This is a genomic window from Mycolicibacterium neoaurum ATCC 25795 (genome assembly GCF_000691525.1).
Classification (GTDB): domain Bacteria; phylum Actinomycetota; class Actinomycetes; order Mycobacteriales; family Mycobacteriaceae; genus Mycobacterium; species Mycobacterium neoaurum.
On the sequence record NZ_JMDW01000022.1, the window covers coordinates 38056 to 61466 of the forward strand.

At 66.0% G+C, this 23411-nt stretch carries 24 protein-coding genes; 8 read left to right on the top strand and 16 right to left on the bottom strand.

Annotated elements, in window-relative coordinates; genetic code table 11:
- Nucleotides 1–15 precede the first annotated feature (15 nt).
- Nucleotides 16–843 carry a MerR family transcriptional regulator gene (locus tag IC40_RS0124410; RefSeq protein WP_030137285.1) on the bottom strand — a complete coding sequence of 276 codons (828 nt, stop codon included), beginning with the start codon at nucleotides 841–843 and terminating at the stop codon, nucleotides 16–18.
- Nucleotides 844–981: 138 nt separating this feature from the next.
- Between IC40_RS0124410 and IC40_RS0124415 the strand changes: the two genes are divergently transcribed.
- Nucleotides 982–1323 (top strand): nuclear transport factor 2 family protein, encoded by a 342-nt coding sequence (locus tag IC40_RS0124415; RefSeq protein WP_396868941.1) that lies wholly within the window; start codon nucleotides 982–984, stop codon nucleotides 1321–1323.
- A complete protein-coding gene (locus IC40_RS0124420) occupies nucleotides 1320–2159 on the top strand; it encodes an SDR family NAD(P)-dependent oxidoreductase (protein ID WP_030137287.1) in 840 nt (279 codons plus the stop codon). Before IC40_RS0124415 ends, IC40_RS0124420 begins: the two co-directional genes overlap by 4 nt.
- A 20-nt stretch (nucleotides 2160–2179) precedes the next feature.
- Here IC40_RS0124420 and IC40_RS0124425 read toward each other — a convergent pair whose 3' ends face one another.
- The 4 genes from IC40_RS0124425 to IC40_RS0124440 all read right to left on the bottom strand — a co-directional run bounded on the left by IC40_RS0124425 (nucleotide 2180) and on the right by IC40_RS0124440 (nucleotide 6709).
- The gene (locus IC40_RS0124425) at nucleotides 2180–2566 is read right to left on the bottom strand and encodes a VOC family protein (RefSeq protein WP_030137288.1); all 387 of its coding nucleotides are present in this window, start codon (nucleotides 2564–2566) and stop codon (nucleotides 2180–2182) included.
- On the bottom strand, nucleotides 2563–2868 hold the full coding sequence (locus tag IC40_RS0124430) for an ArsR/SmtB family transcription factor (RefSeq protein WP_030137289.1): 306 nt from the start codon (nucleotides 2866–2868) through the stop codon (nucleotides 2563–2565). The genes IC40_RS0124425 and IC40_RS0124430 overlap by 4 nt, the downstream gene beginning before the upstream one ends.
- A gap of 107 nt (nucleotides 2869–2975) precedes the next feature.
- Entirely contained in the window at nucleotides 2976–4259 is a 1284-nt protein-coding gene (locus tag IC40_RS27925) for a hypothetical protein (protein ID WP_051644433.1), read from the bottom strand.
- Between the two features lie 110 nt (nucleotides 4260–4369).
- Complete coding sequence (locus IC40_RS0124440; protein ID WP_138158199.1) at nucleotides 4370–6709, bottom strand: C39 family peptidase; 2340 nt, start codon at nucleotides 6707–6709, stop codon at nucleotides 4370–4372.
- 367 nt (nucleotides 6710–7076) lie between these two features.
- Between IC40_RS0124440 and IC40_RS0124445 the strand changes: the two genes are divergently transcribed.
- The gene (locus tag IC40_RS0124445) at nucleotides 7077–8333 is read left to right on the top strand and encodes an ammonium transporter (protein WP_030137292.1); all 1257 of its coding nucleotides are present in this window, start codon (nucleotides 7077–7079) and stop codon (nucleotides 8331–8333) included.
- On the opposite strand, the gene IC40_RS27930 is transcribed toward IC40_RS0124445, so the two are convergent.
- The 6 genes from IC40_RS27930 to IC40_RS0124475 all read right to left on the bottom strand — a co-directional run bounded on the left by IC40_RS27930 (nucleotide 8334) and on the right by IC40_RS0124475 (nucleotide 14741).
- Nucleotides 8334–8606, bottom strand: a complete 273-nt coding sequence (locus IC40_RS27930) for a DUF4333 domain-containing protein (RefSeq protein WP_042510012.1) — start codon at nucleotides 8604–8606, stop codon at nucleotides 8334–8336.
- Between the two features lie 380 nt (nucleotides 8607–8986).
- Nucleotides 8987–10438 carry a neutral zinc metallopeptidase gene (locus IC40_RS0124455; RefSeq protein WP_030137294.1) on the bottom strand — a complete coding sequence of 484 codons (1452 nt, stop codon included), beginning with the start codon at nucleotides 10436–10438 and terminating at the stop codon, nucleotides 8987–8989.
- A 43-nt stretch (nucleotides 10439–10481) separates the two neighbouring features.
- Nucleotides 10482–11501, bottom strand: coding sequence for an acyl-CoA dehydrogenase family protein (locus tag IC40_RS0124460; protein WP_030137295.1), 1020 nt, complete (start codon nucleotides 11499–11501; stop codon nucleotides 10482–10484).
- Nucleotides 11501–12670, bottom strand: coding sequence for an acyl-CoA dehydrogenase family protein (locus IC40_RS0124465; protein ID WP_030137296.1), 1170 nt, complete (start codon nucleotides 12668–12670; stop codon nucleotides 11501–11503). The genes IC40_RS0124460 and IC40_RS0124465 overlap by 1 nt, the downstream gene beginning before the upstream one ends.
- Nucleotides 12667–13587 carry an acyl-CoA dehydrogenase family protein gene (locus tag IC40_RS0124470; RefSeq protein WP_030137297.1) on the bottom strand — a complete coding sequence of 307 codons (921 nt, stop codon included), beginning with the start codon at nucleotides 13585–13587 and terminating at the stop codon, nucleotides 12667–12669. Before IC40_RS0124470 ends, IC40_RS0124465 begins: the two co-directional genes overlap by 4 nt.
- Nucleotides 13584–14741, bottom strand: a complete 1158-nt coding sequence (locus IC40_RS0124475) for an acyl-CoA dehydrogenase family protein (protein ID WP_030137298.1) — start codon at nucleotides 14739–14741, stop codon at nucleotides 13584–13586. Before IC40_RS0124475 ends, IC40_RS0124470 begins: the two co-directional genes overlap by 4 nt.
- Before the next feature lie 45 nt (nucleotides 14742–14786).
- Between IC40_RS0124475 and IC40_RS0124480 the strand changes: the two genes are divergently transcribed.
- Nucleotides 14787–15554: a FadR/GntR family transcriptional regulator gene (locus IC40_RS0124480; RefSeq protein WP_030137299.1), complete on the top strand. Its 768-nt coding sequence runs from the start codon at nucleotides 14787–14789 to the stop codon at nucleotides 15552–15554.
- A 6-nt stretch (nucleotides 15555–15560) separates the two neighbouring features.
- Here IC40_RS0124480 and IC40_RS0124485 read toward each other — a convergent pair whose 3' ends face one another.
- Nucleotides 15561–16139: a TetR/AcrR family transcriptional regulator gene (locus IC40_RS0124485; protein WP_030137300.1), complete on the bottom strand. Its 579-nt coding sequence runs from the start codon at nucleotides 16137–16139 to the stop codon at nucleotides 15561–15563.
- Nucleotides 16140–16354: 215 nt separating this feature from the next.
- Between IC40_RS0124485 and IC40_RS0124490 the strand changes: the two genes are divergently transcribed.
- Nucleotides 16355–16618 carry a hypothetical protein gene (locus tag IC40_RS0124490; RefSeq protein ID WP_030137301.1) on the top strand — a complete coding sequence of 88 codons (264 nt, stop codon included), beginning with the start codon at nucleotides 16355–16357 and terminating at the stop codon, nucleotides 16616–16618.
- A 48-nt stretch (nucleotides 16619–16666) separates the two neighbouring features.
- Here the strand turns inward: IC40_RS0124490 and IC40_RS0124495 are convergent, their stop codons facing one another.
- From IC40_RS0124495 to IC40_RS0124510, 4 genes are read right to left on the bottom strand one after another with little or no spacing between them, the layout of a single operon-like run.
- Nucleotides 16667–17560, bottom strand: coding sequence for a DUF1295 domain-containing protein (locus IC40_RS0124495; protein ID WP_030137302.1), 894 nt, complete (start codon nucleotides 17558–17560; stop codon nucleotides 16667–16669).
- Between the two features lie 29 nt (nucleotides 17561–17589).
- Entirely contained in the window at nucleotides 17590–17892 is a 303-nt protein-coding gene (locus IC40_RS0124500; protein WP_030137303.1) for a hypothetical protein, read from the bottom strand.
- Nucleotides 17889–19382 carry a class I adenylate-forming enzyme family protein gene (locus IC40_RS0124505; RefSeq protein WP_030137304.1) on the bottom strand — a complete coding sequence of 498 codons (1494 nt, stop codon included), beginning with the start codon at nucleotides 19380–19382 and terminating at the stop codon, nucleotides 17889–17891. Before IC40_RS0124505 ends, IC40_RS0124500 begins: the two co-directional genes overlap by 4 nt.
- Entirely contained in the window at nucleotides 19379–20215 is an 837-nt protein-coding gene (locus tag IC40_RS0124510) for an SDR family oxidoreductase (RefSeq protein ID WP_030137305.1), read from the bottom strand. Before IC40_RS0124510 ends, IC40_RS0124505 begins: the two co-directional genes overlap by 4 nt.
- Nucleotides 20216–20433: 218 nt before the next feature.
- Between IC40_RS0124510 and IC40_RS0124515 the strand changes: the two genes are divergently transcribed.
- Genes IC40_RS0124515 through IC40_RS0124525 form a run of 3 tightly spaced genes read left to right on the top strand, consistent with a single transcriptional unit; the run spans nucleotide 20434 to nucleotide 23406 of the window.
- A complete protein-coding gene (locus tag IC40_RS0124515) occupies nucleotides 20434–22011 on the top strand; it encodes a methylmalonyl-CoA mutase family protein (protein WP_030137306.1) in 1578 nt (525 codons plus the stop codon).
- Between the two features lie 34 nt (nucleotides 22012–22045).
- Nucleotides 22046–22453 carry a cobalamin B12-binding domain-containing protein gene (locus tag IC40_RS0124520; RefSeq protein WP_030137307.1) on the top strand — a complete coding sequence of 136 codons (408 nt, stop codon included), beginning with the start codon at nucleotides 22046–22048 and terminating at the stop codon, nucleotides 22451–22453.
- Entirely contained in the window at nucleotides 22450–23406 is a 957-nt protein-coding gene (locus IC40_RS0124525; RefSeq protein ID WP_030137308.1) for an LLM class F420-dependent oxidoreductase, read from the top strand. Before IC40_RS0124520 ends, IC40_RS0124525 begins: the two co-directional genes overlap by 4 nt.
- The last annotated feature ends 5 nt before the right edge of the window (nucleotides 23407–23411 follow it).

The following is a 23411-nucleotide window of genomic DNA, read 5'->3' on the forward strand; positions in this document are numbered from 1 at the left end:
CGACAGACGACGCCGTCAGTCCACCGCCGCAGTGGTGCTGAAGATCGGCCAACATATCTCGGTGGCCGTGAACGCTGTCGGTTCTGCCAGAGTGCTGCCGATGTAGTGCTCGCGGATCGGTCCCTGGCCACTGATCAGGTGCTCGTTGACATAGATCCCCAACGCGGCGTAACTGCGGTCGATGCCGTCGTGACCCCCCTTATGGGTGAGTACCGCGAATTCGGACTTCGGCAGGGTGGTGGCATCGATTCCCTCGGGAGGTTCCGCCGATGCCGGTGCGGGCACGAACATCGTTGCGCTGCCCCGCTGTTCGAGGAACAGTGCTCGTTCATAGAGGCCGCCCGGGCTCACCGCGGTCGGCGTACCCATGGCCGCCGCGACGGCAGTTCGCAGTTGCTGCAGCGATGCCGAGAACCAATCGTCGATATCGGAGACATCGATGGTGCCGCCGACCGACCACACGGTCAGCGGTGATTCCTGACGCACGGCAACCTCTGCCGGAGGCTTGACGGGGGAGAGCAATTCACGCAGCGCACCGACGGTGTCTCGGGTCTGCTGCAGTTGCGCTTCCATCTGTTCGAGATGGGTGGTGATGATCTCGGTGCGGGCGATGGCATCCTCGGTGCTCAACAGTGCCTTGATATCGGGAATGGACATGCCCAGGGATCGGAATCGGCGGATGATGTGCGCGTGATCGACCTGGCTGGTGTCATAGAAGCGGTAGCCGGTGTAGGGGTCGATGTGGGCGGGTTCGAGGATGCCGATGTCGTGATAGTGGCGCAGTGCCTTCCTGCTCAGACTCGTCATCACCGCGAAGTCACCGATCGAGACCTGTGCGCCCACAGCGTCCTCCTCTATCGTCGGCCGCCCACATGGCGGACAAGGCCATCTTGATGGTTGCCCGTGGGGCAAGGTCAAGGCCGCGGCGCGATATCGACAACGGCTTGACTTTCCCCTAACGGGAAGCCCGACGGTGGTGTCATGACCACAACCGAATGGGATGCACTCCCAGACCCCGTAAAGACGTTCATGACCACCCACGCCACCCCGGAGGACGGCCGAGCGGTCGACACCTTCACCGCCGACGCCGTGGTGACCGACGAGGGCCGCGATTACACGGGCCGCGATGAGATCGGTGCCTGGTTGACCGCATCGGCCGGTGAGTTCACCTACACCTCAGAGTTCGTCGGAGCGAGGACGACCGACACCGGTGTTGACGTGACTCAGCATCTGGAGGGCGACTTCCCCGGTGGCGTCGTCGACCTGCACTTCCGCTTCACCGTCGACGGCGAGTCGATCAGCCGGTTGGTGTGTGAGCCATGAGCAGGCGGTGGTTCATCACCGGCGGGACGCCCGGCAACTTCGGAATGGCCTTCGCCGAGGCGGCGCTGGAGGCGGGGGACCGCGTGACGATCACGTCCCGGCGCCCGCAGGAATTGTCGGACTGGGCCGATCAGTATGGGGATCGGGTTCTCGTGGTCCCGCTGGAACTCACCGATGCCGCGCAGGTGCAGCGCGCGGTGCAAGCCGCCGAGGAGCGGTTCGGCGGTATCGACGTGTTGGTCAACAATGCCGGCCGCGGTTGGTACGGATCGATCGAGGGCATGGACGAGTCCGCATTGCGGGCGATGTTCGAATTGAACTTCTTCGCAGTGCTTTCCGTGACGCGTGCGGTGTTGCCGGGGATGCGTGCCCGCGGAAACGGATGGATCATCAACGTCTCCTCGGTGGCAGGCCTGGTGTCGGCAGTCGGGTTCGGCTACTACAGCGCGACGAAGTTCGCCATCGAGGCGGTCACCGACGCGCTGCGTGCCGAGGTCGCCGGGCAGGGCATCTCGGTGTTGGCGGTGGAACCGGGCGCCTTTCGCACGAACGCCTACGCCGGATTCGCCAACGAGCCGGTCGCCGAACCGATTTCGGAGTATCACGACATGCTCCAGCAGGTTCGTGCGACCTTCGTCGAGATGGACGGTGTTCAGCCAGGTGATCCACATCGCGGTGCCCGTGTGGTGATCGCCGCAATGGCTCAGGACCCGCCGCCTCGGCGTCTGGTGCTGGGCAACGGTGGATATGAGGCTGTGATCGATGCGCTGGAGCAGACCTTGGCAGAGCTGCGCAGAAACGAAACGCTTTCTCGTAGCGCCGATTTCCCCGACTGAGGGGTATGCCCGTGACGGGTTCAGGCGGTCTGCTGGATCTGGATGAGGTTGCCGCAGGTGTCGTCGAGCACGGCCGTGGTGACCGGCCCCATGCTCACCGGTTCTTGGGTGAACGACACGCCCATCTCGCTCAGTCGGTGGTGCTCGGCATGGACGTCGTCGACGGCGAATGCCGTGAACGGGATGCCGTCGGCGGCCAGCGCCTCCTTGAACGGCCGAACCGCAGGGTGTTCGTCGGGTTCGAGGACGAGTTCGGTGCCGCCCTGATCCTCCGGCGACACCACGGTGATCCACCGGTGGTCACCCATCGGCACATCATGTTTCGGTCGGAATCCGAGGACTTCGGTGTAGAACCGCAGCGCCTTGTCCTGATCGTCTACGAAAACGCTGGCCAATGTGATTCTCACGGTGATCCTTTCCGTGCTGTCGAACGGGTATCGGGCTTGTCGAGCCATCGCTCGACGATCGTTATGAGCGGAGTTGTGTCGAGGTCATGAAGTTTGTAACGACCTTCACGTCTGGTCTTCACCAGACCGGCCTCTTCCAGGACATCCAGATGCTGCGAAATCGCCTGTCGTGACGAGCCGAGTCCATGCTTGGACGCCAGCCGTGCGCAGATCTCGAAGAGGGTCTGCCCGTCGCGTTCGGTCAGTTCGTCGAGGATTGTGCGGCGTGTGGGATCTGCCAGTGCCTTGAAGACATCACCCACCCACCGAATGTTATGCAAGCGGCCACTTGCATGTCAACGCCCTGAATCGCTCCACCCCACACGGACTACCTTTCGGTGCTGGTGAATCGAATTCGCACGCCCTCCGATCAACCCTGGCGTCGTCGCCGAGCGCTCACCACGGCGCCGATCACGGCCAGCACTGCGATGCCACCGAGTCCAGCAGCGACCCAGGCGAGCACCGGCGTCGACGAGTCCGCCTTCTCCGCGGTGCTGCGTTCCGCGGGCTGCAGGCGGTAGCCGGGCGGCAGGTCGGTTCCCGGTGTGCTCAATCCGGGGAGGCGGTCGGTCAGCGAGACGGTGAAACTGCGTCGCCCGGAGTCGGTGGGTCCCCAGGTGCCCCAGGCCGGTGTCTCCTCATCGAGCAGCACCTTGGTCAGCGACCGAGCCGGATCGTCACCGAGGTCGACCACCTTCTTGACGACCACAGGCTTGTACGACGCGTCGCCGAGTTTGAAGGACACCAGCACGTTTTCGTAGGTTGTCGGCACGGCGGGCTTGGGGGGAGGCGGTTGACCGGGTGCGGGTACGTAGCCGCCACCGGAGAAGCTACCCACCGACACGTTTGTCACCCGGCCGGCCGGATCGTTGACCACCGCGGTGAAGCTGTGCACGCCCGCCTGCGGCACGGTGAGAACCGTCGGCCGCAGCGGCGCGAGCTCAGTGATGTACGGCCGCCCGTCCGCGACGTAGGCGATCGTCACCGGGGTGCGATACGGACTGATCAGCATCGGCTGATACCACTGGGTGTACTGAACCCAGGACGAGTCCCATTGAGTGACGACCGAACTGGATTCCGAAAGGTATTCCGACTCGACGAGGCTTTGCAGCTGCTCGATCTGCGTCACCGATGCTTCGGTGGCCTCGCTGAATTCGGGTTCTGCACGTGTTGCCGTCTCCAGATCGTCGGCATCGATATCGGCGATATCGGGGGAGGCGGTGTCGGGGTTGGTGTCGGGGGTGTTGTCAGCGTCGGGCGCCTGCTCGGAGGGCGCCGGATCATCGGCACCTGGCGATGTTTCGGGGTCTGCACCGGTGGCGTCGGAGGGGGTGCTCGGATCGTCCTGCTGAGCGCCGGTCTCACCGGCCTGGTCTGGCTCGGGATCCGGCGCCGAGCCCAGCGCAGGCTCCGGTTGCGGCTCACGCTCGGGTTCCGGTGCGGGTTGTGGCTCCGGGGCAGGCTCCGGCTCGGGTTGCTGTTCCGGCTCTGGCTGTGGTTCTTCTGCAGGCTCCTCCGCGGGCGGCGAGTCGACCTGCACGGTGCCGTCGTCATCGTCGAACGGGTCTGCCACCGCCACACCGGGGACAGCGAAAAGGGTTGCGGTTGCGGTGATCGCGGCGGCTGCGGTGAGCCGGACTGTGCGGGAAGACATGAGGATCCTTGACTGGAGTGGAGTGACCGGGATGCGGTGCGGCTGGCTGCGAGATCAGGCGGGTGACGCGGCATGAATTGCCCCATCACCCGCCAGCGAAATACTCGACCTCAGCCCGCGGCGCTGCTGTCCCGTTCGGCGGTGGTCAGCGAGAAGTTTCCTGTCTCCCAGGCCTTCATGAACTGATCGAGTGGCACGGCCAGGCCTTGCCCGTTACGCAATGCGCTGTCATTGAGATAGACGACGCCCTTGGTCATGTTGACGCTGAGCACGGTTACGGCGTGATTGGATACGTCCAGACCGTCGCGGAACCGCGCCCAGTTCTCACCCAAGAACTGTTTGTTCCACGCGTCGTAGATCACTTTGTTGTTGACGCTGACGATCACCGACTGGCCCTGGTCCAGGGCGGCGGTCATATTATCCAGTGCCAGCGATCCTTCGGTCTTGAGATACGTGGTGTAGTCGGCGTTGATGCCGAATTTGTTGAGCAGGGTGATGACGTCTGCGGAGAAGGTTCCACCCTTTCCCTCGGTGTAGATCGGCATACCGACCCTTATACCGCTGGGCAGCGTCTCCGCCAGCTGCTGCACCTCGGCCGCGATCGCATCCATGTCGACCGGCATGCCATTTGCGGTCAACTGGGCGATGACGGCGGAGGTGGCCATCAGCGCGCATGTGCCGAAGTTGCCCTGGTACTTCCAGTACTGATAGTTGCCAAGGTAATTCCCGTACTCGGTATCACCGGCCGATGGCGGGCCGATGGGCTCCGGCTGAGTGATGCCGAAGGTGAGCGACAGATCGTTGCTGAGGTCGGTGATGCTCTCCTGGAAAACCTGAACCTGGTGCACGAACGCCGCGGCGACTCGCGAGCCGATCTGCTGAATCGAGGGCAGCGACCAGACCCACCTGGTCTCGGACGCGTCCGGTGCCACGTTCGGCGAACTGGTGAGCTGGGTGGTGACCAGCTGATAATTGTTCGGCCCCCAGGCGTCCATGAACTCGTCGTAACTCAGGACCAGGCCCTGCCCGTCATCCCGGGTGGGATCGTTGATGGTGACCGTTCCGTTGACATTGTCGACACCGATGACGACGACCGTCTTCTGGCGGACGCCCGTGCCGACCGATATCGGACCGTTGATCGCGACGATCATGGCCTTGGTCGGGTCTGTCAGGCCGTTGGTGAGGTCGTTGTACGCCTTGCTCGCCTGGTCGGTGCCGTAGTTTCGGATGATGATGCGAACATCCTTGTCCTGCAACACCTCATAGCTATCAGTCCAGTAGACGATCCGCATGCCGGGACCGAGGTAGACCATCGTGCCGGGTTTGACCAGGCTTGCGGTGTTCGACGCGGCGGTCAGGAAGCCCTGCAGATCTACCGTGCCCTGAGTCAACTGCGCGTAAGCCATGGCCACCGTGGCCAGCGCGGCGGAGAGGTAGTCGTCGGCCTGCACGAAGTACTGCGCATTGCCTGTCGGATTACCGAACGGCAGCGACCTGGTGATCACCTCCTGGGTGAACCCGAGGATGCCGATCACATCGTCGCGCAGTGCCGTCAGACTGCGTTGGAACCCGTAGAGCTGGTTCATCACGGCGAAGTACAGATTGGTGCCGAGTTCCTGCAGCCCGCGCAGCAATTCTTCGGGAGTGGGCAGGCCGAACGGGTTGCTCGCCTGCGCTACCGCAGCGGCAGGCACAGCGGCCGGAGACAGCGCCGCCGCGCGCCCCACGGCGCTCGAGGTGGAGGCCAGCGTGTAGAAACTGGCGCCCGCGGATCCGGTGATGGTGCTCAGCCCACTGTCGTTGACCGCCGGCGTGAGGAGGGGAGTGCTTTCGGGTTCGGGTGGCGCGGACGCCGATGAGCCGTCCGAGATCACCGGGGAATTGGCAGCGGCTGGTTGCGGTGTGGCGGTGGATTCGTTCGAGGTGCCGGTCGGGTTGTTCTCCTCGACGATGGTGACCGCCTCGGCCACGGTCTCCTCGGGGATGACTTCTTCGGAGCCGGTCTCCTCGGAGCCGCCGATGGTCTCCTCGGCGGTTGCATCGTCCTCGTCGAGACCCGAACCACGGGTGGGTAACCCTTCGCCCCAGCTGTCGTCGGAGTCGTCGGACTGCTCCGCGTCGTCCTTGGTGCGCGTTCCGGAGCTGTCTTCGGAATCGTCCGGTGAAGAGCCGACAGTCTCGCGCGACGATCCGCCGCTGCCTTTCCCCGGTCCCGCGGTGGTCGATCCCGCATCGGAGGACGACGAGGAATCGGAGCTGTCGGAGGAACCGGTGCGGGTGGTACCCGAGGGTGCATCTGGCGAGTCGGCGGCCGCGATGGCCGCGCCGCCGAGCATCGCGGCTCCCATACCCAGGGTCATCGCGCCCGCGCCGAGCCACAGCCGTGCTTGCTGGGCTCGGCGTTCACCCACGCAGTCCGGATGCGCTTCCTGTGTCCCGTCCACCGTCATCGATTGCTCCCCCACTCCTGGTTTGACGCCTACGTAAAAATTGCTGAGCGAACCGAACAATACGCATCGCGGGGCTATATCCGCTGTTCAATCACGGTTTTTACGTGGTCGTGCAAGTGTGGCAAACCTCAGGAAGTTCTTCGACGAGTGAATGACCTAGATTTGCCACCCCGGGGTGCGTCGATGGCTAAGTCCACCGACCGGGGCACGGGTGTTGCGGTTGCGAGGAGGGCACCTGCGGGCGGCCTCGGTGACGCCCGGCTGCCGTCGCCGCTGTCAAATAGCTGAAATAGGCCGATCCGGAGATCGCGGGCGCACCCACTGTGTCATAGTCGTCCGGGCGTTTTGCCCTGACGAAGGAGCCCGCGTGCAGATCGACCCCGCCGCCACCGCCTGGTTGCTCGTCAGCACCGCGATGGTGTTGTTGATGACCCCGGGTCTGGCCATCTTCTACGGCGGCATGGTCCGCTCCACCGGCGTGCTGAACATGATCATGATGAGCTTCATCGCCATCCCGGTCGTCACGGTCACCTGGATCGTGGCCGGCTACAGCCTGGCGTTCGGCACGGACGCCGGGGGCGGAATCATCGGCGGGCTCGGCCACCTCGGACTGTCCGGTATCGATGTGTCCGCGGTGCGCTCCAATGTGCCCGAGCTGCTGTTCGTGACGTTCCAGTTGGCGTTCGCCATTCTCACCGCGGCGCTGGTCAGCGGCGCGATCGCCGACCGGGCGAAATTCTCGGCGTGGACGCTGTTCGTCGCGCTGTGGACGTTGGCCGTGTATTCGCCCGTCGCGCACTGGGTCTGGGGACCTGGCGGGTGGCTCTCCGTCTTCGGCGCGCTCGACTTCGCGGGTGGATTGGTTGTCGAGATCGTCTCGGGGGCCTCGGCTTTGGCGCTCGCGCTGGTGCTCGGCCCGCGTATCGGGTTCAAATCCGAGGCCATGCGCCCGCACAATCTCCCGTTCGTCCTGCTCGGTGTCGGCCTGTTGTGGTTCGGCTGGTTCGGTTTCAACGCAGGCTCGGCATTTGCGGTGGACGGCAAGGCCGCGGTCATTTTTCTCAACACGCTGATCGCCGGATGCCTCGGGATGCTGGGCTGGCTCGCAGTCGAACGCTTCCGCGATGGACACCCGACCACCTTTGGCGCCGCCTCCGGCGTCGTAGCGGGCCTGGTCGCCATCACGCCGTCATGCGGGTTCGTCTCGCCGCTGGGCGCCGTAGTGGTCGGTCTGGTTGCGGGCGTGGTGTGCTCGTATGCGATCGGGTGGAAATTCACCGCTGGATACGATGATTCGCTCGACGTGGTGGGAGTGCACTTCGTCGGCGGGGTGGTCGGAACCTTCCTCATCGGTCTGCTCGCTGCCGAGGCCGTGTCGGGCGGTCCCGAGGGCCTTTTCTACGGCGGCGGGATCACCCAGGTGGGCAAGCAGACTCTGGGCATCGTCGTGGTCGCCGCGTTCGCGTTCACCGTGTCGTTCGTGCTGGGAAAGGTGATCGACGCGACCATGGGATTCCGGGTAACTCGCGAAGACGAACTATCCGGTATCGACTTCACCCAGCACGCCGAAACGGCGTATGCCGAAGGTGTGCACGGCCAGCAGCACAAGCGTCCCGGTACCTGATCACCGCGGCCCGTCCACGGCGAACGTGCCGGCGTCATCGGTGAACTCGGCGTACACCTGGCGGATGGCCCCGTCGATCTCGACGTCACAGGTGAAGCTGTCGCCCTTGGCGGCCGACGGATCCTTGCCTTTGTTGCAGCGCAGTGCGCTGATGGAGTTGGCGCCGTATCCGTTGATCGGATCCGACAGGATGTCACGTACGCCGGTCTCGGCCGTCTCGACCCTGATAACCGGAGTGCCGTCGAATCCGAACTGCCAGATACCGATACCCACCCCGACGAGCGCGACACCCGCCAGGCCGGCAATGATGGCGGTGCGCCGGTGGTCCGGTCTGCGCTGTTGCCGTCGATGTCCAACGGCCTGCTGCTCCGGCCGAAGCTTGTAGCGGTTCGGGTCGACCGGCGGGCGTTGCGCCGGTGGAGGTGTCGGCTTTCTCGGCGGTGGCTGCGCTGGCTGGTTGGGCCATGGTGGCTGCCCAGGTGCGGGCGGCGGCTGATATCGGGGCTGGGGTCGCTGCGGCGGTGGGCCCTGGTCGTGCGGACGGGGTATCCGCGAGGGTGTCTGCGGCGGGGACCCCGGCGGCGCCGCTCCGCCGGGCCTGGCCCACCACGGTTGGGCTTGTCCCGGCGGCTGATTCGGGTTCGGTGGGTACGTCACGAGGCACCGAACCGCTGGTAGCACGTTTCGGCATCGCCGCCCAGACCGGACCGGTACGCCAGGATCCTGGTGAACCCGGCCGGCGCGGTCACACCGTTGACATCGCTGGCGGCCAGGCCATTGGTCAGCAGCCCCGAGATCGCCTCATCGGTGTCACCGGCCGACAACGTCAGTGTGCCGCCGGGTTCGGCCATCCGGCCCTGCGCGACGCCGGTCAGACACGCGGTGCGCAGCGCCGTGATCGCCGTATCCAGTGGGTCGCCACGCTCCTTCTGCAGGGCCAGCGCGTATCTGGATGTCACGATCGACAGCGCGGTGTTGTCGCCCTGTAGCAGCACGCCCTGGTCCTCGGCCTTGGGAGTTCCCAACGCCTGCAGGGTCGGGAGATTGACGTTCACGGTGTTGGTCGAGGGGCAGTAGGACGCCGGGGAAACCGTCTGCGCGTCAGGACAGGGCGCCATGTCCAGGTTCAGCGACGGCGGGCTGGCCGGCTGGTAGATCTGGGTCAGGGTATCCATCAGGCCGGACAGCAACTGTTCGTCGATCGGGCTGTCGCTGGCCGATGGATCGCCGTAGGAGTCATAGGACAGGAACTTCGGCAGATCGCCCTGACGTTCGGTGATCTCGGCCATGTCGATTGCCGCACATTGGTCGGCATTGCCGGCAAACCCGATCTGGAAGGCGCTGATCCGGTCCAGGGCGGACCCGTGTGCGTCGCCGGTCAGGATGGCTTCCTCCTGGGTCATCAGCGGGTCCCGGATGTAGATCGCGCCGGCCAGAACGTGATTGAGCCCGTCGCCGGTGCTCAGGTCGAATCGTGGCGACTTTCCCGCGGCCACCCAGTGCAGGTAGACGCCGGCAAAACAATCGGCCTGTTGCTCCTTGACCAGCACGGGGGTCGACTTCTCTACCAGGTGGGCCTTGGCCTGAACGGCATGGCCGAACTCATGGGCGATCACCCCGACCACGCCCATATCGCCGAAGTACTGTGCCGCGCCGGGAATGAACTGGCCTCTGTCCCAGGCCATCACGTCCTCGCCGAAGCAGTAGAAGGCGTTCGACAGGTCGTAGAGATCGTTGCCGCAGACGGTGGGTGATGCGGGATCGGACGCGTCATAGGACACGAGTCGAGACACCGGGCTGTAGGTGCCGGTGAGGGCGCCCTCCCAGTTCTGTGACCAGAAATCCTCAAGGTCGTCGACGGCTCGTAGCACCAACTCGTCGACCGGGCCACCGTCGCTGTTCTCGGCGACGCTCACCGGCGGGGGAGCGTCCGGCCGCGGCCCGCTCGGTCCGTCGCGGGCGGGCAGCCCGCCGGCGCGCTGCGGGTCGTAGAGCATGGACACCGGGCGGCCGTCGAGCACCGCCGAGGCGCAGCCGGACAGGATCAGAACGAGGACGAGCACCCCGCCCAGCCAGGCACGACGCCCTGCGACCCGTTGATCCATGGTCGAAGGCTAACAAGCCGAGGTGTCTGACCGCCGATCGAGATCATCGGGTGTATCGCGCGGCCAGTGTGCGGCGGTGGGCTCTCGGCGAACCGAACAGGGACCTGTTCAGGCCTGCCCGTTTCAAGTAGACGTGGATTCCGCTTTCCCAGGTATAGCCGATCCCGCCGTGCAACTGCATTGCCGTTCCTGCGACGAAAACGGCGGTCTCGGTCGCGTATGCCTTGGCCATGGCAGCCGACGCGCTCGTGTCACCGCCGTCGACGATTGCGTCCACCGCGACGTCGACGAGCTGTCGGGCAACCCGGATCTTCACGAGCATGTCGGCGCAGGCGTGTTTCACGGCCTGGAATGAGCCGATCGGCCGGCCGAACTGATGCCGCATCCCGACGTAGTCGACCGTGCCTTTCAGCATTGCTTCGGCCAGCCCCAGGCTGTCGGCGGCGACGGCAACGGCACCGCGGTCGATCAGGCAGGCCAAGGCGGGCAGCGGCCAGATCCGGTCGGCAGGCGCCCTGTCAGCGGTCACGGTGGCCAGCGCGCGCGTCTCGTCGAGCACGGGTTGCGGTGTCACGATGAGCTGGGAAGGTGCGCAGTCGGCGAGCACCATTGTGCCGTTCGGCGCACGGGCCGGAATCAACAGCCGGGTCGCCTGACCGGCGTCTGGCACGAACTCCGCCGTTCCGTCCACACTCTGGTCATCGTGAAGGCGGAACGCTGACCCAGGATTCTCACCCGTCGGTAGCACCGCCACGGGTCGCTCGCCGCCCTCGGCGGTCCGGGCCAGCAACCGATCGCGATCCGCGTCATCGCCGATGGTCAGCAGCGCACCGACAGCCAACATCACACCCAGGTGCGGGCCTAGTGCCGCGGCACGCCCCAGTTCCTCGGCGACCAAGGCGGTTTCGGCGAAGGAAACCCCCGACCCGCCGAGCGTCTCGGCGATCTCCAGTCCTGGCCAACCCGCCCGGGTGAGCAGCGTCCAGTCCGGACGGCCGGTCGACAACACGTCCCGTGCCACCGACCGCATCTGGGCGTGCAGCTCGACGAATTCTCGAGGCATCAGGCCCCCGCCGGTTCTCGGGGTAGGCCGAGGCCGCGCTCCCCGATGATGGTGCGTTGGATCTCGCTGGCGCCGCCGGGAATGGTCCACTCCCAGGAGCCGATGAAATCCAGCACCCAGGCGCCCGACTCCCAACCGCTGGAGATCGGTTTGGCCAGGACGGTGTGCCCGGCCAATCCGCTGATCTGGGTCCCGAAATCGGTCAATCGTTGCAGCAGTTCGCTGTAGAACAATTTCACCACCGATGCGTCGGCGGGTCCGCTCGTCCTGCCCTCGACCAGGTCACGGCACAGCCCCCGCAGTCCGGTGATCTCGATCTCGAACTGTGCCAGATGATCTGACACCAGATCGTCATCGATTACACCCGCGCTGCGGCATTCGCCGACAAGCCATCCGAAGCCCGCGTTACCCAGCCGCTCCGCCAGTTCCAGCATGGTCATTCCACGCTCGGCGCCCAGCGTCTCCTGCGCCACCTGCCAACCCTTGTTCTCCGCGCCCACCAGGTTCGCCGCCGGAACTCGCACGTCGTTGAGGAACACCTCGCAGAAGTGCGATTCACCGGTGGCCTGTTTTATCGGCCGGACTTCAACGCCGGGGCTGTCCATATCCATCAGGAAATACGAGATGCCATGCCGTTTAGGGGCATTTGGATCGGTGCGCGCCAGAAGCAGGCACCAGTCGGCGTGCAACCCCCCGCTTGCCCAGACCTTCTGGCCGTTGACCACGAAATGGTCGCCGTCGCGGCGCGCCGAGGTGCGCAACGCGGCGAGGTCGGAACCGGCTTCGGGTTCGGAGAAGCCCTGCACCCAGATCTCACCGTCCAGGATGGCGGGAAGGTGGCGACGACGCTGTTCGTCGGTGCCGACGGCCAACAGCGTCGATGCGGCATGGTGTATGCCGACGAACGCCAACACCAGTCGCGGTGCGTCTGCCGCGGCCAATTCCGAGTACAGCACGATCTGTTCGGCCACGGACATGCCGCCGCCCCACTCCGCAGGCCAGTGCGGAACCGCGAAACCTGCCGAATGCAATTCGCTGAACCATGCCTTTTGAAACCGCACGTACTCGTCGTCACCGACGCCGGTCTGTGCGGCCCGCCAGTCGGCAGGCACATGCGCGGCACACCAGTCGCGTACCTGCCGTCGAAAGCCGTCCAGATCTCCGGTCATGATGCGTCGCTGTACAGTCCGGTCAGTCCGCGGGTACCCAACTGCACGGTGAGTCGCGAGCGGGTGGCGGACAGGCCCAGTGGCAGACGGCGCAGCGGCTGGCTGTGGCGGGACAGCCAGGACAGCACTGTCTCATCGCAGAAACCGACCGCGCCGTGCAATTGGTGGGACACCCGGAAGACCACCTCGGCCGCTTCGATGGCGGCCATCCGGAGGGCCAGAGCGTCGGCCGGTCCGTCGGGGCCGGTTGCGGTCGTCAGCGCATGGCGTGCCAGCATCTCCAGGCCGCTGCGCTCGACCTCGGCATCTGTGAGCTGGAATTGCACCCCTTGAAAGTCCGAAAGCGGTTGACCGAATTGTCGACGCAGTTTTACGTGGGCCACGGTCAATTCCAGTGCACGATCCAGCATTCCGAGCAATGTCCAGCAGGGTAGGACGAGCGCGAGCGCGATATCGCCGAGGCCGGCATCGTCGAGGGCAGCCAGCTCGAGGGACGCGACGAATGCGGTACGCGGATCCCGGGTCCCGATCACCCGGTCGCGGTGACCGCCCAATGTCGTTGTCACCCAGTTCCCGCCGATCCCTGCGATCGTTGCGGCCGGGGCAGGCCCGGCGATCACGAACAGGCCGTCGGCGTCGGTATCGGTGGGGCGGGCCAGCCGTTCGGCCACCGGGTAGGGCAACCCCCAGTAGCCGGCGCTCCGGCACAGTGCGGCCGCGGCCTCGGCGGAATCGGCATCACCGCGCGGCTCCAGATCCCAGGCTCCCAGTCCCTCCAGGACGGCGGCAACCAGGGACTCACGCCGGGCGGGATCTGCCTCGGCGCGCTGCAACAGCGCGTCGCCGCCCGCGGATGCGAAGGCCCGCCTGGCGTGTTCGCCGTACTCGCGTGCTTCTGGGCTGAGGTCGATGTTCACGACGCCGCCAACAGGGTGCGGGCCAGCAGGATGCGCTGCATCTCGATGCTGCCGGAGGACACCGTGGACGGCTGCGAATAGCGCCAATGGTCTTCGACCTCCGCGGCGAACACCCGCGACGTACCGTCTGGCAGCGCCGCGGCAATCTCCATCAGTACCTCGGCACTGTCCTGATCCAGCCTGGTCACCGCGATCCGGTAAGCGGCCGAATCGGTTGGCCGGACCTGCCCCTCGGCCTGCAGGGCGACGAGGCGGTAGGCCATCAGTCGGGCCCGCCTGCAGTGCGTGAGCATCCGAGCCCAGCGGCCGCGCAACTCCTCGGGTAAATCGGACCATCTCTGGCCCAACGCTTTCGGGGCCAGGTGCAGCAACCGCTCGCAGCGCGCGTACCGGGCGATGCCGACCCGTTCGAACGCCAGCACGCTCTGCACCACGGTCCACCCGTCGTCGACCGTGCCCAATACATCGGCGTCGGTGACCCGCAGGTCGTCGAAGAACACCTCATTGAGGTGGTGTGGACCCATCATCGTCTGAATCGGGCGCACCGTGATCGCCGGGTCCGACATGGGCACGAGGAAGATCGTCAGACCTTGCTGCTTCTTGCGGATGTGGCCCACACCGGTCTTGGATGTCCGCGCCAGCAGGAAGCACCACTGTGCCATCGTGGCGTAGGAGGTCCAGATCTTCTGCCCGTTGATCACCCAGCCGTCAGCATCGCGCACCGCGGTGGTGCGTAGGGATGCCAGATCGGAACCCGCCTCGGGCTCGGAAAACCCTTGACACCAGATGACTTCACCAGCGGCGATGGGCGGTAGGTGGGTGGCCTGCTGTTCGGGTGTGCCGTGTCGCATGATGATCGGCCCGACCCAGTTGACGCCCATGTACTGTGCGCCGCGGGGCTCGTGGTGCGCCCACATCTCCTCACGTACCACCGTCTGTTCCCAGGGCGATGACGCGCGACCACCGAATTCCAGCGGCCACGACATGCAGAGCAGCCCTCGGTCGGCGAGCAGGCGACAAAAGGACTGTGCCACCTCGAGGTCGCGCGGGTCATGGGTGAAGGCGCCCAGATAATCCGCCGGAGTGTGGGTTGCCACCAGGTCGCGCAACTGGGCGCGCAACGTCACGGCGTCCGGCCCCATGTCGAAGTCCACATCGGGATCGTAGGGCAATCCTTATAAGGATTGCTAGTATTAATCATGCGAATACCGCAGCAGCGCATCGCCGAGACGGTGGCCGGTGAGCTACGTGACCGCATCCTGGCTGGTGCCGATCGACTGCCGACACAGGATCAACTGGTCGCCGAGTTCGGGGTCAGCTATCCCTCTGTACGCGAAGCCCTTCGCATCCTCGAGACCGAGGGCCTGGTGACCGTGCGTCGGGGCAGTGTCGGTGGTGCCGAGGTGCACCGCCCCGACGAGTCGTCGGCGGCATATCACCTCGGATTGGCTCTGCAGGGTTCCGCGGTGTCGCTCGGAGACCTGGCCGAGGGCCTCCAGCTACTCGAGCCGATGTGTGCGGCCGAGGTGGCGCGCCGGCCCGACCGACTGCGCACCGCGGTCCCCGCGCTGAGCCGTAATGTCGACGCGTGCGCCGAAGTGGTCGCCGATGGCGCGGCATTCACCCGCATCGCGCGCGAATTCCACGATCTGATGGTCGAATTCACCCCGAACGCCACCGTTCGCCATGTGGTCGGCAGCCTGGTGGCGCTGTGGTCGGTGCAGGAGGAGAAGTGGGCCGACGCGGTCGTCAAGCGAGGCGAGTACCCGTCGCCGGCGCAGGCCCGGGAAGCAGTGCGCACCCACCGCCGGATGGTCGAGGTGATCGCGGCAGGCGACGCCGCGGCGGCCGAACGCATCGCGCGTCAACACCTCGCTGCGACTCAGGCGGTGTTACTGGATCGCTTCAATGACGATGTGGTCCGGGCGAAGCGCCACGCGAAGCCGAACCTCAGGCGGAGTTGCTGATCACGTTCATGCCGCCGGCAGGTCCAGGATGCGTCGGGCCACCGTGAGTATCTGACTGCGCAACGTATCGTCATCCACGTCGCTGACCAGTGGGCTTGTCCCGGCCGCGCCGAGGGCTCCGGACATGACGGCGGCGTGCACCCGTGCCTCGACACTGAGTGTTCCGCCCAGCAACACCCCATAGAGCCGCTCGATGAACTCGGCGAACGGTGGGTGCTCGGCGAGCAGACGCACCACCACGGGGTCGAACTGCAGAGCGCCGGCGAGGTGGCGACGGGCGACCGCCATCTCGACCACACGTCTGAGCAGTACCTCGCGCGCGGTCACCTGGTCGATCTCGGCCTCGGCGGCGTCCACCGCGTCCTGCAACGCCAGGAGTTCGGTCTGGGCCACCGCGATGACAACCTCGCCCTTGCTCTTGAACTGGTGGTAGACGGCAGCTTTGGTGACACCGATGGCATCGGCGATCATCTGTAGCGACGTGTCGCTGACACCGTGCGCGTTGAACAAGTCCAATGAGGCCGCGATGATGCGCTTCTGCGCTGCGCTGTAGTGGGTGTGGGCCAGTCTGCCTGCGGTGCTCACGCCGCCAGCCTAGCCGCCCGGCTAGGAAGAGGGCGTCGGCATAGGACGCCCGTGTACGGCTGGACCGCGACGCCCGCACACCCGCGCCGCAATTACCGCTGTGAACGTTCGACTATGAAACAGCTCACACAACACAGCGGCGGGTTTACCGTCCGCGCCCTCGCGGTAATCGAATCGAGTTCAGGTCAAGTGCTCACAGAACAGGATCACGCACCATGAATGTCAAGAAACTGATTGCAGGTGCCGCCGTTGCCGGTGGCCTCATCGCCGGTCCGCTGGCCGCCGCCGGTACGGCAAGCGCCGAGCCCCATCCGATGCCGCCCGCGCCGCCGGCCGGCCCGTCCGTCGGCACGGCCCCGGCATGGGCACCGCCGAAGCCGGTCGACCCGGCCTGGGCGCAGGGCAACCCGCAGGTGTGGGACAGCGGATGGAACCATTGGGGCGTCTGGATCAACGGCGTCTTCGTGCCGACCTACTGATCCCTGCCGACCGTCTGATGGCTGCCCCTGACACGTCGGGGGCAGCCATCAGGCGTTTGCGCGCCGTGGCGGCCTCGGCACGAAGCGGGAGACCCGGTCGATGACGTCCTGATACGCCGGCCGCCGGGTCAGGCTGCGCTCCTCCATCATCGGGATGCTCGCGCCGAGGAACATGGCCAGGATCGCCACCGCACCCAGACTGGACAACCACCAGTACGACGGGGCCGCGGCGATGCCGAACAATGCCAGCGCAACCCAGAAGCTGAACTCCCCGAAATAGTTCGGGTGCCTCGACCAACTCCACACGCCGCGGTCCATCGCCTGACCCCTCTGTTGCTCGGCGACGAAACGGTGCATCTGCACATCGGCGACGAGTTCCAATGCGATTGCCGCAAGTCCGACAACCAGCGCAAGCCAGCTCAACCACACAAGACCCGGCTCCGGCCGGGTGATCGCGATGTACACCGGCACCATCGCCAGAAACACCTGCAGCGTCGGGATGAGGTGGATGGCCACCAGATCGGCCAGGAGTTCGAAGCGGCCGGCGCGCTCCTTGAAGATCGGGTATCGCCAGTCCTCGTGGTGCAGACCCGGGAACGCGTACACCCAGTTCGCCGTCAGGCGGATCGCCCACAGCACGACCACAATGGTGATCATCCAGGCGCGCAGCATATCCACGTCGGGAGCTGCCTGATACCACCAATAGAAGAGCAGCAACGGCGGTATGACGCTCCAGAAGGCGTCGTAGAAGCTGGAATTCCGGTAGACACGGCTGAACACGAAGATCACCAGGGTCGCCAGGATGTCGGCGATCAGGGTGTCAAGCCAGAGCCGTCCGGTAGTCGGTCCCCACCAGAGCCACAGGGCACCCACCGCGATGGCGGCCAGATAGGCGGCGCTGACCAGTCCGAGCGAACGTGTCTTGCCGATCATCGTCGTCATCCTCGGAGCCTACGACGACAGTGACGCCGTCAGTCGCTGGCGGGCAGCGGTTTTGCCTCTTTTATCGCCAGCGGCGCGTCGCCGATGCTGAGCGTGCCCGTGCCGGCCTTCGTCACCAGAATCTCGGCGCCACTGTCATGGACATAACGCTTGCCCATCAGGTTGCCGTCCGACAACGCGGGGTCCAGTGACAGGCCCGCGGTGGTTTCCCCGCCCACCGGGATCACCGGCGCGCCGCCGACCCGCAGATCATCGAGCGCATCGGAGCTGCGGACCACGATGACCTGGGTGTCGCAGACCTGGCTCTGCAGGCGGGTGCCGTTCTTGATCATGCGGGCTCCTTATCGTTGAGTTCGCTGACGAGTTCCCGGCGCAGCACTTTGCCGGTGGCGTTGGTGGGCAGTTCGGCGCGGAACACCACACGGTCCGGGGTGCGTGAACCGCGCAGCCGGGCTCGGACGAACTCGCGTAGCTCCTCTGGTCCACCGTCGCTGCCGGGTGTGGGCACGACGACCGCCACGATGATCTGTCCCCATTGCGGATCCTCGGCGCCGACCACCGCGCAATCGCGCACCGCGGGATGTTCGACCAGCACATCCTCGATCTCGGCCGGGGCGATGTTCTCGCCACCGCGGATGATGGTGTCGTCCGAGCGGCCACCGATGAACAGGTATCCGTCCTCGTCGAGGGTGGCCACATCCTTGGTGGGGAACCAACCCTGCGCGTCGAGGACCGAACCGATCCCGGTGTAGCGCCCCGAGACCTGTTCGCCCCGCACGTGTAGTTCACCGGCCTCACCTGCGCCGAGGACGTCTCCGTCGGCACCGCGGATCTGTAGCTCGATGCCGGGAACCGGCCGGCCGACCGAGGCCAGCCGGCGTCTCACCGCCGGGTCGTCGGCCGCCAGCGCCACCCGATGGTCCTCGGGGGTCAGCACCGCGATCGTCGAACTGGTTTCGGTCAGACCGTAGGCGTTGACGAAGCCGACCGCGGGTAGGAGCTCAAGGGCCTTGCGCACCAACGGAAGTGCCACCTTCGACCCGCCGTAGGCCAGCGTCCGCAGGGTCGGCAGCGCGGTGCGCTGCTCCTCCAGCACGGTGACGATCCGGTCCAGCATGGTCGGCACGACGGTGGCCGAGGTGACGCCCTCGGTCTCCACCAGCCGGACCCATTCGCGGGCGTCGAACTGGGTGAGGTACACCATCTTGCGGCCGGCGTACAGGTTCGACAGCGCCGCCGACACCCCCGCGATGTGGTACGGCGGTACACAGATCAGGGCGGCGTCACCCTCGGCGGCGGCACCGAACTCGACCGTCCCGGTGATATAGCTGGTGAGGTTGTTATGGGTCAGCTCAACGGCTTTGGGCGCCGAGGTGGTGCCCGAGGTGAACAACACCACGCCGACGGAGTCGGGGTCGGGGAATTCGGCCGCTGGTTCGGCCGTGCGCGCCCGGGCCAGGAACTCTCGGGAGCCGATCACCCGGTAGCCGTCACCGACCGCGGCGCGATACTCGTCATCGACCACGACGAGCGGGTCGGGCAGCCGGTCGATCAACGCGCGGAGCCCGTCGGCGGACAGCCGATAGTTCAACGGTGTCACGGCCACTCCGGCGCGGGCGGCCGAGAACAGCAGCAGCGGCAGCAGGGCGCCGCCGGTCCCGACATAGGCGACGTGGCCAGCGCCGGTGGCTGCCACCACGCCGGCGCCGCCATCGGCGAGGGCGCTCAGTTCCTCGACGGTCAGCCGCAGGTCACCGGACACGATCGCGGTGGCGTCCGGGTTGGCCGAGGACGCCATCTCCAGCAGCAGCGAGATACTCATGACTTGTCCACGAAGATATCCCAGATGGGGTCATCCCCACCGCCGTAACGCGACAGGTCGGTGATTCCCGCCTCGGCCAGGACGTCGGCGTCGATGTAGGTCTGGCCGTTGGACTTCTCGGGCGGACCGGTCAGGATCTGCACCGCGGCGTCGGCCATGATCTCCGGACTGCGCGAGGCCGATGCCAGGTTGTCGCCGTCGGCCATGTTCGTCACCGCGGAGGTGGCGATGTAGGTCTGCGGCCACAGGCAGCTGAACCCGATACCGGAATCGTGGTACTCCTGTGCCCAGCCCAGCGATAACAGCGTCATCCCGTACTTCGACACGGTGTAGGCGGGATGCGCGCCCAGCCAATACGGATTCAGGTTCAGCGGTGGCGCAAGGGTGATGACATGTGCGGCCGTCGACGCGCGCAGGTGTGGCAGTGCTGCCTTGGTCAGCAGGAACGTACCGCGCACGTTGATGTCCATCATCAGGTCGTACTTCTTGGCCGAAAGCGATTCGGTGGCTTCTGTCGCTATGGCGCTGGCGTTGTTGACGACGATGTCGACACCGCCGAAGGACTGCACCGCGGCGTCCACGGCCCGGGCGACATCCTCTTCGTTCCGGACATCGCCCACGACGGCGATGGCCTCGGCGCCGATGGCCTGTACCTCGGCAACAGCGGTGTGCACCGTGCCCGGCAGCTTCGGATGCGGTTCGGCGGTCTTGGCCAACAGCACGACGTTGGCGCCCTGGCGAGCCGCGCCGAGCGCGATGGCCAAGCCGATGCCGCGGCTGCCGCCCGACACCAGCAATGTGCGGTCGGCAAGCGGGTGGTGCTCGCGGGACATGGGGACTCCTTGGACGGCGGCCGTTCCTGCGGTAGATGGTATTGCCATTCTCATTTTCAGCAAGTGCCATAATCAACCATAGGCTGGCGAGGGGGAGCAACGGGGGTCGCATCGCGACCTCGTGGTCGCGTGCGCACCCGAACTCTCGGGGCCACACGGTGCATGTTTTCCGACGCCGGTATTGGCATTCTCATTTTTTGGAAGTACGTTATCCAACGATGAGCGATGATGTCGTGACCCCGTCGGGTATCCCGCTGGCCCCGGTGTACGGGCCGGCCGACCGCGCGCAGGACCCACCGGCCCCGGGCGAGTACCCGTTCACGCGCGGAAATTTCGCCTCCGGTTACCGCGGCAAGACCTGGACCTTCCGTCAATATTCGGGTTTCGGCACCGCCGAGGAGTCCAATGCGCGGTATCGCTATCTGCTCGAGCAGGGCGGCACCGGTCTGTCGGTGGCCCTGGACCTGCCCACCCAGTGCGGTTACGACTCCGATGACCCCGAGTACGGGGAGGAGGTCGGCCGCGTCGGCGTCGCCGTCGACACCCTGGCCGACGCCGAGATCCTGTTCGACGGCATCCCGTTGGACAAGATCAGCACCAGCTTCACCATCAACGGCACCGCGGCGATCCTGCTGGCCTTCTACGTGGCCGCCGCGGAGAAGAAGGGTGTGCCACGCGAAAAGCTCACCGGCACCATCCAGAACGACATCCTCAAGGAGTACGCCTCGCGCGGTACCTGGATCTGGCCGCCGGAGCCGTCGTTGCGGCTGATCGCCGACACCATCGAGTTCTGCGCTGCCGAGGTACCCCGGTTCAACGCGATCTCGGTGGCCGGTGCGCACTTCCGTGATGCCGGCGCCAATGCCGTGCAGGAGATGGCGTTCACCCTCGCCGACGGCGTGACCTACTGCGATACCGTCGTCGCGCGTGGACGGATGACCATCGACAAGTTCGCCCCGCAGATCTCGTTCTTCTTCTATACCCATGGGGACTTCTTCGAGGAGATCGCCAAGTACCGGGCCGGACGGCGGCGGTGGGCCACCATCGTGCGGGAGCGCTACGGCGCCACCACCGACAAGGCCGCGATGTTCCGGTTCGGCTGTGTCTCGGGCGGGGCCTCGCTGTACGCGCCGCAGGCGCAGAACAACCTGGTGCGGGTCGCCTACGAGGCACTGGCCTCGGTGCTCGGCGGCGTGCAGTCGATGTTCACCGCCGCCTGGGACGAGCCCTTCGCCCTGCCGTCCGAGGAGTCGGCGACGCTGGCGCTGCGCACCCAGCAGATCCTGGCCTACGAGACGGGCGTCACCAAAGTGGCCGACCCGCTGGGCGGTTCGTACTTCGTCGAAGCGCTCACCGACGCCACCGAGGAGAAGATCATCGAGATCATGCGTGATCTCGAGGACCACGGTGGGATGGTGCGCTGCATCGAGGACGGGTATCTGCAGGGCTTGATCGCCGACGAGGCGTTCAAGATCCACAACGAGGTGGAATCCGGACAGCGGCCCGTGGTCGGGGTGAACAAGTTCGTCGTCGACGAGCCGGCGCCAGATCTGGCCACCTACGAACTCGACGCCGAGGGTCGTGACAAACAACTCGCTCGACTGGCGAAGGTCAAGGCCGAACGTGACGACGTCGCGGTGAAAGAGGCCCTGGCTGCGCTGTCCCGAGCAGCGGAGGGAGACGACAATCTGATGCACAAACTCATCGACTGCGCGAACGCCTATTGCACAGTGGGGGAGATGGTTTCCGCGCTCAAGGCCGTGTGGGGCGAGTTCGTGCAGCCGGTGGTTTTCTGATGAGCGCTTGCGCGAAGAAGAGAGGGCACAGCTGATGGCGACACGCGTGCTGGTGGCCAAGCCCGGTCTGGACGGTCACGATCGCGGCGCCAAGATCGTCGCCCGCACCCTGCGCGATGCCGGTTTCGAGGTCATCTACACCGGCATCCGGCAGCGCATCGAGGACATCGTGTCCATCGCGCTGCAAGAAGACGTTGCCCTGGTGGGGCTTTCGATTCTTTCCGGCGCGCACGTCGCGATGACCAAGCGCACCGTCGATGCGTTGCGTGCCGCCGATGCCGGTGATATCGCCGTCGTGGTGGGCGGCACCATCCCGGAATCCGATGTGCAGAAGCTGCTCGATGCCGGTGCGGCGGCGGTGTTCCCGACCGGTACCGCGCTGGACACCTTGGTGGCCGAGGTGCGCGCGCTGACGGAAAAGGCAGGGGAACACGCATCATGAGACTGGGCGTGATGATCGGGGCCGAGCGTGGCGACATGGCGCGCAAGGTCGCCAAGCTGATCTCCGATATCGAGTGGGCCGACTCGGCGGGTCTGGCCACCGCATGGATGCCGCAGGTGCCCGACGATTTCGACCTGCTGACCATGGTGGCGCTGATGGCCGCACACAGCACCCGCATCGAACTGGGCACCGCGGTGGTGCCCTTGCAGGCGCAGCATCCCATCGCACTTGCCCGACAGGCGCTTTCGGTGCACGCGGTGTCCGGCGGCCGGCTGGCCCTTGGCGTCGGGCCGTCGCACCACTGGATCATCCGGGACATGCTGGGACTGCCGTATGACAAGCCGGCCGGCTACACCCGCGATTATCTGCAGGTGCTCAACGCGGCGATCGCCGGCCCGGGTCCGGTCGACGTGGAGAACGACCACTTCACCGTGCACAACCCGACTGCGCTCGCCGCCGAGACGCCGATGCCGGTGCTGGTGGCCGCGCTCGGCCCGGTGATGCTGCAGATCGCCGGTGAGCACGCCGACGGCACCTCGCTGTGGATGGCCGACGAGAAGGCCATCGGCGAGCACATCGCACCCAGGATCAACAAGGCCGCCGCCGACGCGGGCAAGCCCGCACCCCGCATCGTCGCCGGCATCCCGGTCACACTGTGCGCGAACTCCGAGATCGAGTCGGCCAAGGAGCGGGCCAACCGCATCCTGGCCGAGGCCGAGACCTCGCCGAACTATCAGCGATTGCTCGACCGCGGTGACGCCCGCACCGTCGGCGATCTCTGCGCCGCCGGCGACGAGGACGAGATCCTGCGTCGATTCCAAAGTTTCGCCGATGCCGGCGTGACAGATCTCTCGGTGCGTCTCCTACCGATCGGGGACAGCCGCGACGAGTTGATCGCGTCGAAGTACCGTACCCGCGAGGTGATCGCCGAGCTCGCCAAGGCGGTGTCGTGACCTCG